The organism is Arthrobacter sp. MW3 TE3886, from assembly GCF_041262145.1.
Lineage (GTDB): Bacteria > Actinomycetota > Actinomycetes > Actinomycetales > Micrococcaceae > Arthrobacter.
Window position 1 is genome coordinate 3,370,179 of sequence record NZ_JBGCAN010000001.1, and the last position, 14,853, is coordinate 3,385,031.

Here is a 14,853-nt window from a genome sequence, read left to right on the forward strand (position 1 = left end):
AGCGAACGCGCCACGTCCCGCAAAGGATCAACAGCCATGACCGTCCCGCCCAACGCCTCCGCCCCTGGCCCCGGCTGGTATCCGGACCCGGCAGGATCGGGCCGGCTTCAGTGGTGGAACGGTTCGGCCTGGACCGGTCAGTTCAACGCACCCCAGTTCCAGACGACGGCGCCCCGGCACCCGGTGGCACCGCGCAGGCGCATCAGCGACCGGACACCGGTCTACAACGCGTACATCTGGACGATTGTGGCCCTGCCGCTCGTGCCGCTCATCCTGCTGATGTTCTGGAATCCTGTGCTCAGGCTGCGCACCGTGGGCCCGCGGCAGATCCAGACAATTGATCCGGCGTCGATTTTCACTGCGCCTTACTTCCTCTTCATAGCCATCAGTTTCGTGGCCTACGGTGTGTCCGCCCTCCTGGCGTACCTGGACTGGGACCGGCTGCGCAAGGACGGCGTTGTCCGGCCGTTCCACTGGGCGTGGGTGTTCCTCAGCAGGGATGTCTACGTCATTGGCCGCTCCGTGATCGTCCACGAGGTCGCCCCGCGGCGCGGTCTCGCCCCGGTGTGGGTCACGATCAGCGTCGTCTTGCTCACGGCGGTGCTCACCGGCCTCAAAGTGTCCGCCATCGTGGCCACCCTGGCGAACCAGGCAGTAACGGTGTAGGCAGTAACGGTGTAAGCAGCATCGGTGTAGGCAGCGTCAATCCAGGCAAGCAGCCAACGGGCCGGGGCTGATCCGATCGCCAGCGTCCTAGCTCCTGAAACGATCCGTCCGATTGCGGCAGAAACAGGGTCTTTAGTCCCTTTTGAGAGTCAATGCAGGGGCGTTGACTGGAAAGGTGCTCCGGGCAACTTTCCTGGAACGACAGGTCCTGCAGACCCGGACCGACAACAAACCGCCGGCCAGAGAGCCCGACGCGACCACCAAAGATGACATTCAGATCTCCCGGTGCCCTCACTGAGGATCGCGTCAGCAGACACGGAATCATGGGCCGCCGGCAGCATGCCTGCACGGCCCGCACCGGGGCCAGGGAAATCGATCTCCGTAAGGACCAAGTTTCATGAACAAGGCTATTCGCATCATCGGAACAACCGCGGTGACCGCCGCGCTGGGCCTGGGCGCCGGCGCCCTGCCTGCCAGCGCCGCCGCAACCATTTCCACCACCTCCGCCAGGTCCTGGAGCCAGTCCTCATTTGAGAACCGGCACCACATGCGGGACAACAACCGGCACGACACACGCAATGGCTGGTGGGACGGAGAGAGCCGGTGGCATGACAACGCCGACGGATGGGGTTGGCGCGACGACCATGGCAATTGGCGCGACGACAACGACCACCGCGGGTCGTGGACGGGCCGGGACGGCTGCCGGCATGACAAGGACGGGTTCTGGGACCATAACGGAAACCGGCACGATAACAGGAAACACAACCACCACAGGAACCCCTGGTGACCGGTCACCGCTGAAGGCCTCGAGAACGGGATCTATTGGGACGGCGGGATACCCTGCCGTCCCGTTCCCGTTTCCCCACAGCGGGGCGGCTAAGTCAGCGGGGTGGCTAATTCACCGGGGTGGCCCCGGCAGCGGCGCCCGGCTCGGCGGCCGTGACGATCGCCTTGGCCTCCGGCGAGGAGGACCTGGTTGCCAGCACCCTGACCACGGCCTGGAGCTCCTGGCGCAGCACGTCTGGGTCAATGGGCGTGGCGGCGAGCACGGAACGTTCCATGTCGGCGGCCGCGGCAACCGCCTGGCGCCCCTGGTCAGTCAGCGACACCACGTGGCTGCGCCGGTCGGAGGTGCTGCGGTGCCGCGAAATGTGGCCGTGCGCTTCCAGCCGGCTCAGTGTCTTGCCCATCGTCTGGGCCTGGACCCGGACGAGTTGGGCCAATTGGGCTTGCGTCATCGGCCCATTCGCCGAGAGCACCTCCATGGCGATCACCCCGGCATGGGTCAGGCCAATGGCCCCCAATTTTTCGTTCCAGGAGTGTTCTACAAGACGTGCTGCCGTGGACAGTAGGCGGCCCGTGGGCCAGCGATCCATATCAGGCATACCCAAGAGTATAGCGAGCAGCGGATTCGTCCGGCGCCGATCGCGTCACTACGCTGGATTACCACCCCCATTTCATGACGAACCTCACCAAGGAGACACCCGTGCCTGAGCGACTCACCGCCGGTGCCACAGCACCGGATTTCACCCTCAAGAATGCCGAAGGACAGGACGTCAGCCTGCGCGATTTCCGGGGCCGGAAGACCGTGATCTATTTCTACCCGGCCGCCGCCACGCCCGGATGCACCAAGCAGGCCTGCGATTTCCGGGATTCCCTCGGCGCACTTCAGGCCGCTGGTTACGAGGTGGTGGGCATCTCCCCCGACCCCGTCGGGAAGCTTGCGGCGTTCGCGGCCGCCGAAGGGCTGAGCTTCCCGTTGCTCTCCGACGAGGACCACTCCGTCGCCGAGGCCTACGCGGCCTGGGGCGAGAAGAAAAACTACGGCAAGACCTACCAAGGTCTGATCCGCTCCACGATCGTCGTCGACGCCGCCGGCCAGGTTGCCGTCACGCAGTACAACGTCCGGGCCACCGGGCATGTCGCCAAACTTCGCCGGGACCTGAAAGTCGACGCCTAATCCCCGGGCCTCTGCTCCGTCCGCCCGCGGGCAGCCGTTGCAACCAGCAAACCGGCAATAGGTACAATAGAGCCTGGCGTCCGCCGCCGGGGTTCTTTCCCGGGACGACGACGGCGCCGCGCGCGAGTGGTGAAATTGGCAGACACGCAGGATTTAGGTTCCTGTGCCTTCGGGCGTGGGGGTTCAAGTCCCCCCTTGCGCACAGAGAGAACCCCGGTCTTCGGACCGGGGTTCTCGTCGTTTCGGGCGCTGTTCCGGGCTCTTTCCGGAGTTTTGAAGCCGCCAAAAAGAATTTCACATCCGCACCCATCCGTTTCCTCCGAGCAGCCGAATACCCATTGAGACACCAACCAAGGGTCGGTGCCCAACAGTCGGGAAAGGGCCGCAGCGGCAAATAATCGCCGCCGGCAAACATCGGCACAACAAAGGAGAAACCGAAATGCAGAACATCAAGCGCACCACGTTCGCCGTTGCAGGTATCGCAGCTGCCGCCATGCTCAGCCTCACTGCCTGTGGCGGATCCAGCGCCTCATCGGCCCCCGCCTCCTCGGCACCGTCCTCCGCACCGGCGGAATCCAGCATGGCGTCGCCCTCCACGAGCGCCTCCGCCGCAGCCATGGATCCGGCCGCCAACCTCGTCGGCTCCGGCTGCGCCGCATACGCCGCCCAGGTTCCCAGCGGTGCCGGTTCCGTCTCCGGCATGGCGCTCGACCCGGTAGCCACCGCGGCGTCCAACAACCCGATCCTCACCACCCTGACCGCCGCCGTTTCCGGCAAGCTCAACCCCAAGGTCAACCTGGTGGACACGCTCAACGGCAGCGAATTCACCGTCTTCGCCCCGACGGATGACGCCTTCAAGAAGATCGATCCGGCCACGATCGAGGCCCTGAAGACGGACGACGCCACGTTGAGCAAGATCCTGACCTACCACGTGGTCCCCGGCAAGATCACCCCGGACCAGATCGTCGGCACCCACAAGACGGTTCAGGGCGGTTCGGTGACGGTCACCGGCACCAAGGATGCCCTCAAGGTTGACAGCGCCAACGTCGTCTGCGGCGGCGTCCAGACCGCCAACGCCACTGTCTACATGGTCGACTCTGTCCTGATGCCCAAGTAGGCAGCCCTTTTGCACTCCTGCCCGGCTCCAGCCTGACTCCCTGGACCACTAGGAGAAGCGGAGGCCCGCACCACCAGGTGCGGGCCTCCGCTTTTTTGCGCTGCCGTGCGCCGTGCGGCGGTGTGCCACAAGAGCTGGCGGACCCGGCCGTCAACTAGACTGGGGCTGGTCCGCAGCCGGCGGACCATCCAGTTCCCAGAGGTGATTCTCGAGTGCCCAGCAGTACAGTGCCCAGCAGGACAGTGCGGCGGATTGCCGCCAGCATCGGGACCGCCCTCCTTGTCCTGCCGCTCGCGTCCTGCACGGGCAGCCTCGGCCCGGCACCCAGTTCCCCCACCGCCTCTGCCACCGCCAGCGCGGCCCCTGCCGCGGTTTTCACCTTCGGCACCGGCTCGGAGCCGCTCGGGCTCGATCCTGCCCTTGTCTCCGACGTCGAGTCCTACCGCGTCACCCGGCAGGTACTGGAAGGCCTCGTCGGCGTAGACCAGACCACCGGCCAGCCCACGCCGCTGCTGGCCACCGAATGGTCCCAGAGCGATGAAGGCCGGACCTACGAGTTCAAGCTGCGCGGCAACGTTAAATTCCAGGACGGGACGCCGTTCGATGCCGCCGCGGTCTGCACCAACTTCAACCGCTGGTTCAACTTCTCACCGGCCCTCCGCGAACAAGCCACCGGCACCACTTTCAAGGGCGTCTTTAAGGCCCATGCGGACCAGGCGCCGCTGTCCATATACAAGAACTGCACCGCCGTTGCGCCGGACAATGTGCGGATCGGCCTCACCCAGCCCTTCACGGGTTTTCTCCAGGCCCTCACCCTCCCGGCCTTCGCGATCTCTTCGCCCAAGGCCCTCGCCGCGGAGAACGCCGACGTCCTGAACCAGAGCCGGGGCGGGCAGCCGGTGTCCGCCTACGGCCTCCACCCGGTAGGCACCGGGCCGTACGTTTTCGACTCGTGGGACTCGGGCAGCGTCGCCCTGGCCAGCAACAAGGACTACTGGGGGGACAAGGGACAGATCGGGACCATCAAATTCGTGACCTACGATCACCCGCAGACCCGGATGCAGGCGCTCCTGGACGGCAAGATCGACGCCTACGACGCCGTCACCGTCGGAAACTTCGACCAACTGGTCAAGAGCGGAAAGCAGATCATCCAGCGGGACCCGTTCTCCGTGATGTACCTGGGCATGAACCAGCAAGTCCCCATCCTGCAGAACCTCAAGGTGCGCCAGGCGATTGAAATGGCGCTGGACAAGGACACGCTGATCCGCCGGTTCTTCATCGACAACACGGCCCAGGCGACCCAGTTCGTTCCGCCCAAGCTCAGCGGCTTCAACAACAATGCCGCGGCGCTCGGCTACAACCCGGGCAAGGCCAAGGAACTCCTGGCCGAGGCCGGCTACAAGGGCGAGGAGCTGAAGTTCTACTATCCGCTCAACGTCACCCGGCCCTACCTGCCGACGCCGGAAAAGGTGTACGCCGAAATCAGCCGGCAACTGACCGCCGTCGGGCTCAACGTCAAGCCCGTACCGGTGGACTGGGCTGACGGCTACCTGCAGAAGGTCACCTCCCCGGGCGACCACGCCCTGCACCTGCTGGGCTGGAACGGCTCGTATTCTGACCCCGACAATTTCGTGGGCCCGCTCTTCGGCGAGAACACCGGCGAATTCGGTTACCAGGATCCCCAGGTCTTCTCCAAGATCGCCCGGGCCCGGGGCCTGCCGGACGGCAAGGACCGCACCGAGGAGTACCAGACCATCAACGGACAGATCGCGGCCACGGTGCCCGCGGTTCCCATTGCCTTCCCGATCTCGGCCCTGGCGCTCTCGGACCGGGTGCTGAAGTACCCGGCGTCGCCGGTGCTGAACGAAGTTTTCACAAAGGTCGAGCTAAGGCCTTGACGCCCGGGGCCAATTTCAGTTAGTGGGCGGTGCGGGATATTCTGTGACAGCCAGAGCCGCTGCTATCGGAGACTGATTGTGACTTTCATTTCCAAGACCCAACACGCCGACGTCGTACTGATTGGCGGCGGCATCATGAGCGCCACGCTCGGCGCCTTCATCAAGCAGCTCGAGCCGACCTGGACCATCTCGCTCTTTGAGCGGCTGGACGAGCCGGGACTGGAAAGCTCCGACCCGTGGAACAACGCCGGTACCGGACATGCGGCCCTGTGTGAGCTTAATTACTCCCCCGCAGCCAAAGACGGCTCGGTGGACCCCGGCAAGGCCCTGAACATCAACGAGCAGTTCCAGCTGTCCCGCCAGTTCTGGTCCCACCTCGTCTCGAACTCGCTGATCGGCTCCCCCAAGGGCTTCATCAACACCGTTCCGCACATGAGCTTCGTGATCGGCGAGGACCACACCAAGTTCCTCCGCACCCGCTACGAGGCACTCAAGCCGAACCCGCTGTTCCGTTCGATGGAGTATTCCGAGGACCACGCGCAGATCGCCAAGTGGGCCCCGCTGATCGTCAAGGGCCGCGACCCCAAGCAGCGCGTCGCGGCAACCCGCGCCGTCGAGGGCACCGACGTCGACTTCGGCGCCCTGACCCGCGAGCTGACCACATACCTGGGCAACAACGGCGTGGAGATCAACTACGGCCACAACGTCAGCGACATCAAGCGCGCGTCCGGCGGCGGCTGGGACCTGTCGCTGAAGCACGCCAAGAGCGGCGAGCACGGCTCCATCCACGCGAAGTTTGTGTTTGTCGGTGCCGGCGGCGGGGCACTGCACCTGCTGCAGGCCTCAGGCATCCCGGAAGGCAAGGGGTTTGGTGGTTTCCCGGTCTCCGGCCAGTTCTTCCGCTGCACCGACGAGACCATCGCTGCCCAGCACAGCGCGAAGGTCTACGGCCAGGCGTCTGTCGGCGCCCCGCCCATGTCCGTGCCGCACCTGGATACCCGCTACGTCAAGGGCAAGCGCTCCCTGCTGTTCGGCCCGTACGCCGGCTTCTCCACGAACTTCCTCAAGAGCGGCTCCTACCTGGACCTGCCCCTGTCCATCCGCCCCTCCAACATCATCCCGATGCTGGCCGTGGCCAAGGACAACATGGACCTCACCGCCTACCTGATCAAGGAAGTCGCCAAGCGCCACGGCGACAAGGTCGAGGCCCTGCGGGAGTACTACCCCGAGGCCAAGGACGGCGACTGGGAGCTCATCACCGCCGGCCAGCGGGTCCAGATCATCAAGAAGGACCCGAAGAAGGGTGGCGTGCTGCAGTTCGGCACCGAGGTCATCGCCGGACGCGACGGCACCATCGGCGCCCTGCTCGGCGCATCCCCGGGCGCGTCCACCGCTGTGCCGATCATGATCGAACTGCTCCAGAAGTCCTTCCCGAAGAACTTCAAGGGCTGGCAGTCCAAGCTCAAGGACATGATGCCCGGCTACGGTGTCAAGCTCAACGACAACCCTGAGCTCGCCGCCAAGCTGGAGGCCGAGACGGCCAAGACGCTGCAACTCGAACAGGTCACCGCCAGCAACTAAGCCGGGACCCGGCCGCGGCTGGTTTACACTGCTGGTCTGGGACCGCTGCAACCCGTGACGTCCCCGTTTTTTGATGTCCCGTAGTGCAGGACGCCCCGACCCACCAGGAGACCATGAGATGTTCCGGCTCGCAAAGCTGTCTCTCGCCAACCGGGCCCTGATCGCGCTGATCACGGTGTTCGCTTGCGTTTTCGGCGTGATCACGATGTCCTCGCTGAAGCAGGAGCTCATTCCCTCCATCGAGTTCCCGCAGATCACCGTGATCTCCTCGATGCCCGGCGCGTCGCCGGAAGTCGTGGACAAGCAGATCAGTGCCCCGTTGGAAAAGGCGCTGAACAGCGTCGAGGGGCTGGAGTCGACGTCGTCAACGTCCCGGAACGGCGCTTCGCAGATCTCCCTGGCGTTCACCTACGGCTCCAACCTGGACCGGGCCCGGAACCAGATCGACCGCGCCATCTCCAACGCCAAGCAGGCCCTGCCGAAGGACGTCCAGCCGCAGGCGATCGCCGGGAGCATCAGCGACTTCCCGATCGTCTTCCTGGCCGTCTCCTCGGACAAGCCGCTCAGTGAACTCAACGCCGATCTCGCCCGGCTCAGCGTCCCTGCGCTGCAGAAGCTCGAGGGCGTGCGCGGCGCCGACGTGACCGGCGGCGCCACGCAGCACATCCAGATCCTGCCGCGGCCGCGGGACCTGGCGGCATCGGGCGCGAGCCTCCAGTCCATCAGCGACGCGCTGAAGAACAACGGCGCATTGGTTCCGGCCGGCACCATCGAGGAACAGGGCAAGACCCTCTCGCTGCAGATCGGCAGCCCGGTGGACTCCCTCGACGCGATCAAGGCCCTCCCCCTGGGCGCGGCCCGCGATGCGGCGACCATCGGCAGCGTGGCGGATGTCAGCCTGGTTGAGGACGCCCGCACGTCAATCACGCGGACCAACGGCAAGGAAACCCTCGCCCTGTCCGTGACCAAGAAGCCCGAGGGCGACACCGTCGCGATCTCCCACGCGGTCAAGGAAGCCATCCCGCAACTTGAGGCCGAGCTTGGCTCCAATGCCAAATTCACCCCGGTCTTCGACCAGGCGCCGTTCATCGAGAAGTCAATCAAGGACCTCACCACCGAGGGCCTGCTGGGACTGGGCTTCGCCGTCCTGGTGATCCTGGTGTTCCTGATGTCCGTGCGCGCAACCCTGGTCACGGCCGTGTCCATCCCGCTGTCCCTGCTGATCACGTTCATCGGGCTCTCGGCCACCGGCTACTCGCTCAACATCCTCACTCTTGGCGCGCTCACCATCGCGATCGGACGCGTCGTGGACGACTCGATCGTGGTCATCGAAAACATCAAACGGCACCTGAGCTACGGCGAGGACAAGATCACCGCGATCGGGACCGCCATCCGCGAAGTCGCCGGCGCCATCACGGCGTCCACCCTGACCACCGTGGCCGTCTTCCTGCCCATCGCCTTCGTCGGCGACCTGGCCGGCGCGCTGTTCCGGCCGTTCGCCCTGACAGTGACCATCGCCCTGCTCTCCTCGCTGCTGGTCTCGCTGACCATCGTGCCGGTGCTGGCCTACTGGTTCCTGCGCACACCCGCCGTCACCGGCTCGCCGGCTTCTGCCGCTGGCATTGCCACCAAGGCGCACGAGGCCGAGCAGAGCACGCTCCTGCAGCGCGGCTACCTGCCTGTCCTGTCCGGCACGCAGCGGCACCCGGTCCTCACCCTGGTCGCCGCGGCCCTGGTGCTTGCCGGCACCGTGGCGATGTCCCCGCTGCTCGCCACCGACCTCCTGGGCCGCTCCGGCGAGAACAGCATGACCGTCAAGCAGGCCCTGCCGGCAGGGACCAGCCTCGACGAAGCCAGTGCCTCGGCGATCCGCGTCGAGGACACGCTGCGGGGCATCGACGGAATCAAGGACGTCCAAGCCACCACCGGCAACGCCCAGACCGGCTTCTCGGCCCTGCTCTCCTCCGGCGCGTCGAATTCGACGTTCACCGTGGTGACAGACGAGAAAGCCAACCAAGGCAAGCTCCAGGAGACCGTCCGCAGGGAACTCTCCAAGCTCGGCGACGCCGGAAAGATCACGGTCGGTTCCCAGCAGGGCGGCTTCGGCACTTCGTCAACCGTGGACATCACCCTCAAGGCCGCCAGCACCGCCGATCTCCAGACCGCCAGTGACGCGATGGTCAAGGCCATGGACGGTGTCCCGGGCAGCAGCGAGGTGGCCACCAACCTGGCCGCCAGCCAGCCGGTGGTCCAGGTCAAGGTGGACCGCGCCAAGGCCGTCGCGGCCGGCCTGAACGAGGAGCGCGTGGCCGGGGTCCTGGCCGCCACGATCAGCCCGATTCCCGCCGGGACGATCCGCATCGACACCAACGACTTCCCGGTCCGGATTGGTGAGGGCACCCGCTTCACGAGCATCGAGGCCGTCCGGGACATCCCGCTCCCGACGGCGGCCGGCGCCGTCCCGCTTGGCAGCATCGCCTCGGTGGAGCAGGTGGACGTCCCCGTCTCCATCACCGCCAGCAACGGCCAGCGCACCGCGCGGGTCTCGGTGACGCCGTCGGGCTCCAACCTCGGCGCGGTCAGCACCGAGGTGCAGAACCGGCTCAAGTCAGTCCAGCTGCCGCCCGGGGTGACCGCCACGATCGGCGGCGCCACGACGCAGCAGGCCGATTCGTTCCGCCAGCTCGGACTCGCGCTGCTGGCCGCCATCGCGATCGTCTACGTGATCATGGTGGCTGCGTTCAAGTCGCTCGTGCAGCCGCTGATCCTGCTGGTCTCCGTCCCGTTCGCCGCGACAGGCGCAATCGCCCTGCTCGTGGTGACCGGCGTGCCGTTGGGCCTGCCGTCCCTGATCGGCATGTTGATGCTCGTGGGCATCGTGGTGACCAACGCGATCGTGTTGATCGACCTCATCAACCAGTACCGCCAGCCGCGCGACGGCGAACCCGGGATGAACGTGGCGGACGCCATCACGCACGGCGCCCGCCAGCGCCTCCGCCCCATCCTCATGACGGCGCTCGCCACGGTGTTCGCCCTGACACCAATGGCGCTGGGACTGACTGGCGGCGGCGGCTTCATCTCCCAGCCCCTGGCGATCGTAGTGATCGGCGGCCTGATCTCCTCCACGGCCCTCACACTCATCCTGGTCCCGGTGCTGTACCGGCTCGTGGAAGGCCGGCGCGAGCGCAGGGCGCTACAGAAGCCGCTGCGCCGCGGACGCCATTCCGGGCCGGCCGTGACCGAAGACTTCCCTGACGACTTCCCAGAAGACGCTCCCCTGCCAACCGGTTCGCACTAGGAACCAGAACCTGGCGTCCCTGCCTTTTTCCGCGATGCCCGGTGCGTCCCGTGGGCTGCGTTGGCTGCAGCACGGGTCCCGCGGGCTGCGTCGGCTGCAGCACGGGTTGCGTGGGCTCCGTGGGATCCGTGCGTACCCTTGGAGAGTTTAGGCCGGCCGGCAGCCGCCGCGGCTGCGTCCCGGTGACGGGGCCCGCGCGATGCCAGGGCCGCGAGGGTTGCGGATGCGGCGGGGTTCATCACCTCGCGGGCGGGGTTCCCGGAAAACGTTGCACCTTCCGGGACATCTTCGCCTTTCATCAGGAAGGCGTCGGCGCTGAGGGACGAACCTTCGTGCATCGTCGCCCCGTAGTTGACCCAGCCATCGACGCCGAGGGAGCAGTGGTTGCCGAACACGATGTAGTCGGACTTGAATGCGCCGTCTTCCATGGAGTGGCCCTGGACGTGTGTTCCCTCGTTGAACGTACAGTGATCGCCGATCGTGACGAGGGTTTTTTCCGGCATGTTCAGGCCGGCGTCGTAGAGCCGCTTGCCCACCTTGACGCCCAGCAGCCTCCACATCAGGGCCTTGAACGGGGTTCCATTGAACGGCGCCCCGGCCAGCAGCTTCCAGAGACGCTCATGCCGCCAGAAGTACCGGTCGTAGATCGAGCAGTATTCCGGCTTCAGGCGGCGGAAGCCCATGACCGAACGCTCCACCAAAGCGGTAAACAGCACCCGGAACACCAGCAAGCCAAGCATTGCCGCGGCGATGGCCAGCACACCGAGGAAGCTGTGCGCCGAAACGGCAACAGCGCCGGCCAGTGTGGCAGCGAGCAAGAGGACCCATTTCACGGACAGGAACAGCACCATGCTCAGGATGTTGTGCCGGTTCTTGGCCGGGAGGACCCGTTTCACGGCTTCCGGGGTATTGAGTTCCTCAAACTGTGCGTCACGCTGGACTGACCGGGGAATCTCAAATGCGGGTGAGCCGAGCAGCCCCACATCCCTCCGGATCGGGCCGTCAATCGGAATCATCACTTTCGAGGCCAGAAGGCAGTTCTCACCGACATGGGCACCGATCGGAAACGTGATGTTGTTTCCGAGGAAGTTGTGGCCGGCGATCTGGACCTGAGAGAGCCGGAAGGAGGAGCTCGTGTAATCGGCGTTCATCATGTTCAGGCCGTCTGAGACCATGGTTCCCGTTCCTACAGAGCACAGGAATGGCGATTCGTGGCCCAGCGTGGGGCCGAAGTTTGAACCTGTTTGCTGCACGTTGCCCAGTTTCCAGCCCAGAGCCTGCAGGTAGTAGATGATGTACGAGCTGTCGCCGAAGGTGTCTTTGTACGTTTTGATGTTCGAGATACGGGATATCAGCCGGTGGATCGAAAAATGCCAGCCATAGAGCGGATAGACCACATCAGGCTTAATGAAGTGGTTCAGCAGTCGCGGCAGGCAGAGGACGGTCACCAGGCCGGTGATCAGCCCGACAATGAACAGGACCAGTGTCACCACCACGACGTCGACAAAGAACGTGAAGGCTCCCAATTGAAGATGTCCTGTGCTCAGGTAGGGCGGCAGCAGCGCGGCCAGCCCGAGGACGCCCGCAGGAACAACCAGGACGAGGCGGTTGAACAGCTGGAGCAGGCTATAGATGACCCTCCGGCGGGTGCCACACGGGACGGCCGGGACCCGCAAATAGTTTGTGCTGGCACGTGCGGCGGGAGAACCGTGCCAGACCTCGCCGTCGGGTACCGCCTGCGAGGTCTGCAGCGATGAGGCATGTCCGAGCTGCGTGTCATTGCCCATCGACGTTCCAATGTCGAGGGTGGTTCTCTCCGAGATGAGAACGTTGCTTCCCAACGACACCGGGCCGATCTCGATGATGCCCGCATGTGCCCGGTAGCACAGGAACGAGGAGTCTTTGTTGATGACGGTGTTGTCACCGACGGTGAGCAGGTCCGGGCACGCGGGCACCTTCCGGGAGAAGATCACGACCCCCTTGCCGATCTTTGCGCCCAGTAGCCGGAGATACAGCACGTAAAGCGGCGAACCCGCGAACGTCACCAATGGGTTTGCCCTCGTAAGTGTCTTGACCGTCCAAAAACGGAGATAGGCCAGGCTCCAGATTCGGATGGTGCCGGGCTTCCACCTCCCGACGAGGACCCATTTGGCGATGATCGGGGTCACAGACAGGACCACGAAAGTTGCGACACCGAACCCGATGGAGCGAAGCCACATGTCCAAAGGGGTGCTTCCCCCCAACACCCATTCGTAGCCAAATATCAGCAGCCAAGCGGCGTACATCGTATAACCGAGGAAAATCAGCAGTTGGATTGCACCACACAGGGCGTACTGGAACGAACTCACCGGGGGCATCGGTGCGGGGCGCGCAGCGTCGGCCGCCGGTACGTCCGCGATGTGAATAGATTCACTGTGCCTGGCTTCGAGGCACGCGGCGAGCTGCCGAACCGTCGGGTGCTCGTAGATATCCTGCATCGCCGCTGCGGGCAGGGCGGTTTCTTTCCTGATGCCGGCGCAGTAGCGCGCCATCAACAACGAGTCGGCACCGAGGTCGTTGAAGAAGTGGGCATCGGTGGAGACCTTGTCAAGGCTCAGCACGGCGCCGAGCTGGGCGGCCAGGGCCTCTTCGGCGGCGGTTGTCGGGGCGGTGTATGACCCCGAGCCCGCCCGGCTGATCCTGTGCTCCGGACGGGGCAACCGCTTCCGGTCCACTTTGTCACTGGCCATCATGGGAATGGCGTCCAGCTGTTCAAAGTAAGCAGGAACCATGTACCCGGGAAGCCTCGTGCGCAGCATCCGGTGGAGGTCATGGGCATCCACACCCTCCACGTCCTGACGCAGGGTGTAGTAGGCCGCCAGCTCCACGGTTCCTTGTTCCGGCTCATAGGTCTGGACGACTGCCTGCGCAATGCCCGGGAGCTGCAGGAGGACGGATTCTATTTCGCTCAGTTCGATCCGGTAGCCGCGAATTTTGACCTGGGTATCGATCCGGCCGAAGTATTCGAGTTGCCCGTCGTCGTTTACCCGTCCGAGATCTCCGGTGCGGTAAATCCGGCCGGAGGGATTGTTCTCAATCCCCAGGAAATCCGGGACAAAGGCCCGTTCCGTCAGGTCCTCTCGGTTCACATACCCGCGCGCCAGGCCCACCCCAGCGAGACCGATTTCTCCCGTTTCACCGCGCGGGAGGGCCCGAAGCTCAGCGGGATCCACAATCACCGCGGTATACGTGGGCAAGGGCACCCCGAGAGACACCGGCATGTCCGGGTCGAGGACCGACCAGGTCGCAGTAACGGTCGCCTCGGTGGGGCCGTAGACATTCAGGAAGCGCCGGCCGGGGCGGTGCCAGCGCATCACGAGGTCCTTGGGGCAAGCCTCTCCGGAGACCAGCAGGAACCGCAACCCGGGCAGGTCTTCGTCAAGCGTCGCCAGCAGCGTTGGAACGCAGCAAAGGGCGGTGATCTTTTTTTCCTGCAGGTACTCCGCGAGCTCGGCACCCAACATGCTGGACCGGCCCGGCTTGGGCACCAGAGTGGCTCCGACCATCCAGGCAACCCAGATTTCCTCCACCGAAAAATCGAAGGCGATCGTCATGCCTTGGTACACGCGGTCCGTGGACTCAATCCCGTAGACGTCAGAGGCCACCCGGACAAAATTGCAGATACTGGCCTGTTCCACTGCCACGCCCTTGGGGCGTCCGGTCGAACCGGAGGTGTAGATGATGTAGGCCAGCTCATCCTTCGTTCCGCCATGGTCCGCGCTTCCCAAGCGGGAGGGATCCTTGGCGTCGATCTGGGCCTGCACATCATCAACGCACACCGTGACGGCGGCTACTTCAGGCAGCAGATCCCTCAGATGGGACAGAGACAGGACCATGGACACGTTGGCGTCCTCGACGATGTACTGAAGACGGTCAGGGGGAAATCCCGGATCCAGGGGAACATAGGCCGCATGGATCTTCAGAACGGCCAGCATCGCCACGTAGGCCCGCCATGGCTGGTCAAACAGCAGGGCGATGCGGTCACCCGGCCGGGCACCGCACACCAGAAGATGCCGCGCCATCTGGTTCGCCCGTTCATCCAGCTCCGTGTACGTCAGGACAACGTCCCCCGCATCGACGGCAACCTGGTCGCCGCGCCCCTGTTCGCGCAAGCGGTCGCAACTATCCTCAAACAGCCGGTCCAAACGCTCGCCCCGCCGCCAGCGAGCGGCCTGGTCGGGCGCGGCCGACGTCAGGACAGTTCCGCCTTCCGAGCCGCCGATCATCGACATTATGCCCCGCAACTCGGGAGGTCTGGTGAGGCCGTTGCCGATCCTCGCGGTCTTGCCCATCC

9 protein-coding genes and 1 tRNA gene are annotated in these 14,853 nt (G+C 65.0%); 8 read left to right on the top strand and 2 right to left on the bottom strand.

Annotated features, from left to right (window positions below; all coding sequences use genetic code 11):
• The first annotated feature begins 36 nt into the window (after nt 1-36).
• Together ABH915_RS15315 and ABH915_RS15320 are read left to right on the top strand one after the other, a co-directional pair.
• Nucleotides 37-666, top strand: a complete 630-nt coding sequence (locus ABH915_RS15315) for a DUF2510 domain-containing protein (RefSeq protein WP_370122842.1) — start codon at nt 37-39, stop codon at nt 664-666.
• Between the two features lie 397 nt (nt 667-1,063).
• The gene (locus tag ABH915_RS15320) at nt 1,064-1,453 is read left to right on the top strand and encodes a hypothetical protein (RefSeq protein ID WP_370122845.1); all 390 of its coding nucleotides are present in this window, start codon (nt 1,064-1,066) and stop codon (nt 1,451-1,453) included.
• 106 nt (nt 1,454-1,559) lie between these two features.
• Here ABH915_RS15320 and ABH915_RS15325 read toward each other — a convergent pair whose 3' ends face one another.
• Entirely contained in the window at nt 1,560-2,042 is a 483-nt protein-coding gene (locus ABH915_RS15325) for a MarR family winged helix-turn-helix transcriptional regulator (RefSeq protein ID WP_370125017.1), read from the bottom strand.
• A gap of 110 nt (nt 2,043-2,152) precedes the next feature.
• On the opposite strand from ABH915_RS15325, the gene bcp reads away from it, so the two are divergent.
• The 6 genes from bcp (at nt 2,153) to ABH915_RS15355 (ending at nt 10,520) form a co-directional block, all read left to right on the top strand.
• On the top strand, nt 2,153-2,626 hold the full coding sequence (gene bcp / locus ABH915_RS15330) for a thioredoxin-dependent thiol peroxidase (protein WP_370122848.1): 474 nt from the start codon (nt 2,153-2,155) through the stop codon (nt 2,624-2,626).
• A gap of 120 nt (nt 2,627-2,746) precedes the next feature.
• Nucleotides 2,747-2,828, top strand: a tRNA-Leu gene (locus ABH915_RS15335).
• Nucleotides 2,829-3,065: 237 nt separating this feature from the next.
• Complete coding sequence (locus ABH915_RS15340; RefSeq protein ID WP_026538945.1) at nt 3,066-3,743, top strand: fasciclin domain-containing protein; 678 nt, start codon at nt 3,066-3,068, stop codon at nt 3,741-3,743.
• 242 nt (nt 3,744-3,985) lie between these two features.
• The gene (locus ABH915_RS15345; protein WP_370125018.1) at nt 3,986-5,641 is read left to right on the top strand and encodes an ABC transporter substrate-binding protein; all 1,656 of its coding nucleotides are present in this window, start codon (nt 3,986-3,988) and stop codon (nt 5,639-5,641) included.
• 78 nt (nt 5,642-5,719) lie between these two features.
• The gene (locus ABH915_RS15350) at nt 5,720-7,222 is read left to right on the top strand and encodes a malate:quinone oxidoreductase (RefSeq protein ID WP_370122851.1); all 1,503 of its coding nucleotides are present in this window, start codon (nt 5,720-5,722) and stop codon (nt 7,220-7,222) included.
• 118 nt (nt 7,223-7,340) lie between these two features.
• The gene (locus ABH915_RS15355; protein WP_370122854.1) at nt 7,341-10,520 is read left to right on the top strand and encodes an efflux RND transporter permease subunit; all 3,180 of its coding nucleotides are present in this window, start codon (nt 7,341-7,343) and stop codon (nt 10,518-10,520) included.
• On the opposite strand, the gene ABH915_RS15360 is transcribed toward ABH915_RS15355, so the two are convergent.
• The gene (locus ABH915_RS15360; protein ID WP_370122857.1) at nt 10,517-14,851 is read right to left on the bottom strand and encodes a Pls/PosA family non-ribosomal peptide synthetase; all 4,335 of its coding nucleotides are present in this window, start codon (nt 14,849-14,851) and stop codon (nt 10,517-10,519) included. The genes ABH915_RS15355 and ABH915_RS15360 overlap by 4 nt on opposite strands.
• Nucleotides 14,852-14,853 lie beyond the last annotated feature (2 nt).

Bases quoted from the DNA above. Each gene is read 5' to 3' on its own strand.
- ABH915_RS15360 (WP_370122857.1), bottom strand. From the start codon at position 14,851: ATGGGCAAGACCGCGAGGATCGGCAACGGCCTCACCAGACCTCCCGAG.
- ABH915_RS15340 (WP_026538945.1), top strand. From the start codon at position 3,066: ATGCAGAACATCAAGCGCACCACGTTCGCCGTTGCAGGTATCGCAGCT.
- ABH915_RS15325 (WP_370125017.1), bottom strand. From the start codon at position 2,042: ATGGATCGCTGGCCCACGGGCCGCCTACTGTCCACGGCAGCACGTCTT.
- ABH915_RS15320 (WP_370122845.1), top strand. From the start codon at position 1,064: ATGAACAAGGCTATTCGCATCATCGGAACAACCGCGGTGACCGCCGCG.
- ABH915_RS15315 (WP_370122842.1), top strand. From the start codon at position 37: ATGACCGTCCCGCCCAACGCCTCCGCCCCTGGCCCCGGCTGGTATCCG.
- ABH915_RS15355 (WP_370122854.1), top strand. From the start codon at position 7,341: ATGTTCCGGCTCGCAAAGCTGTCTCTCGCCAACCGGGCCCTGATCGCG.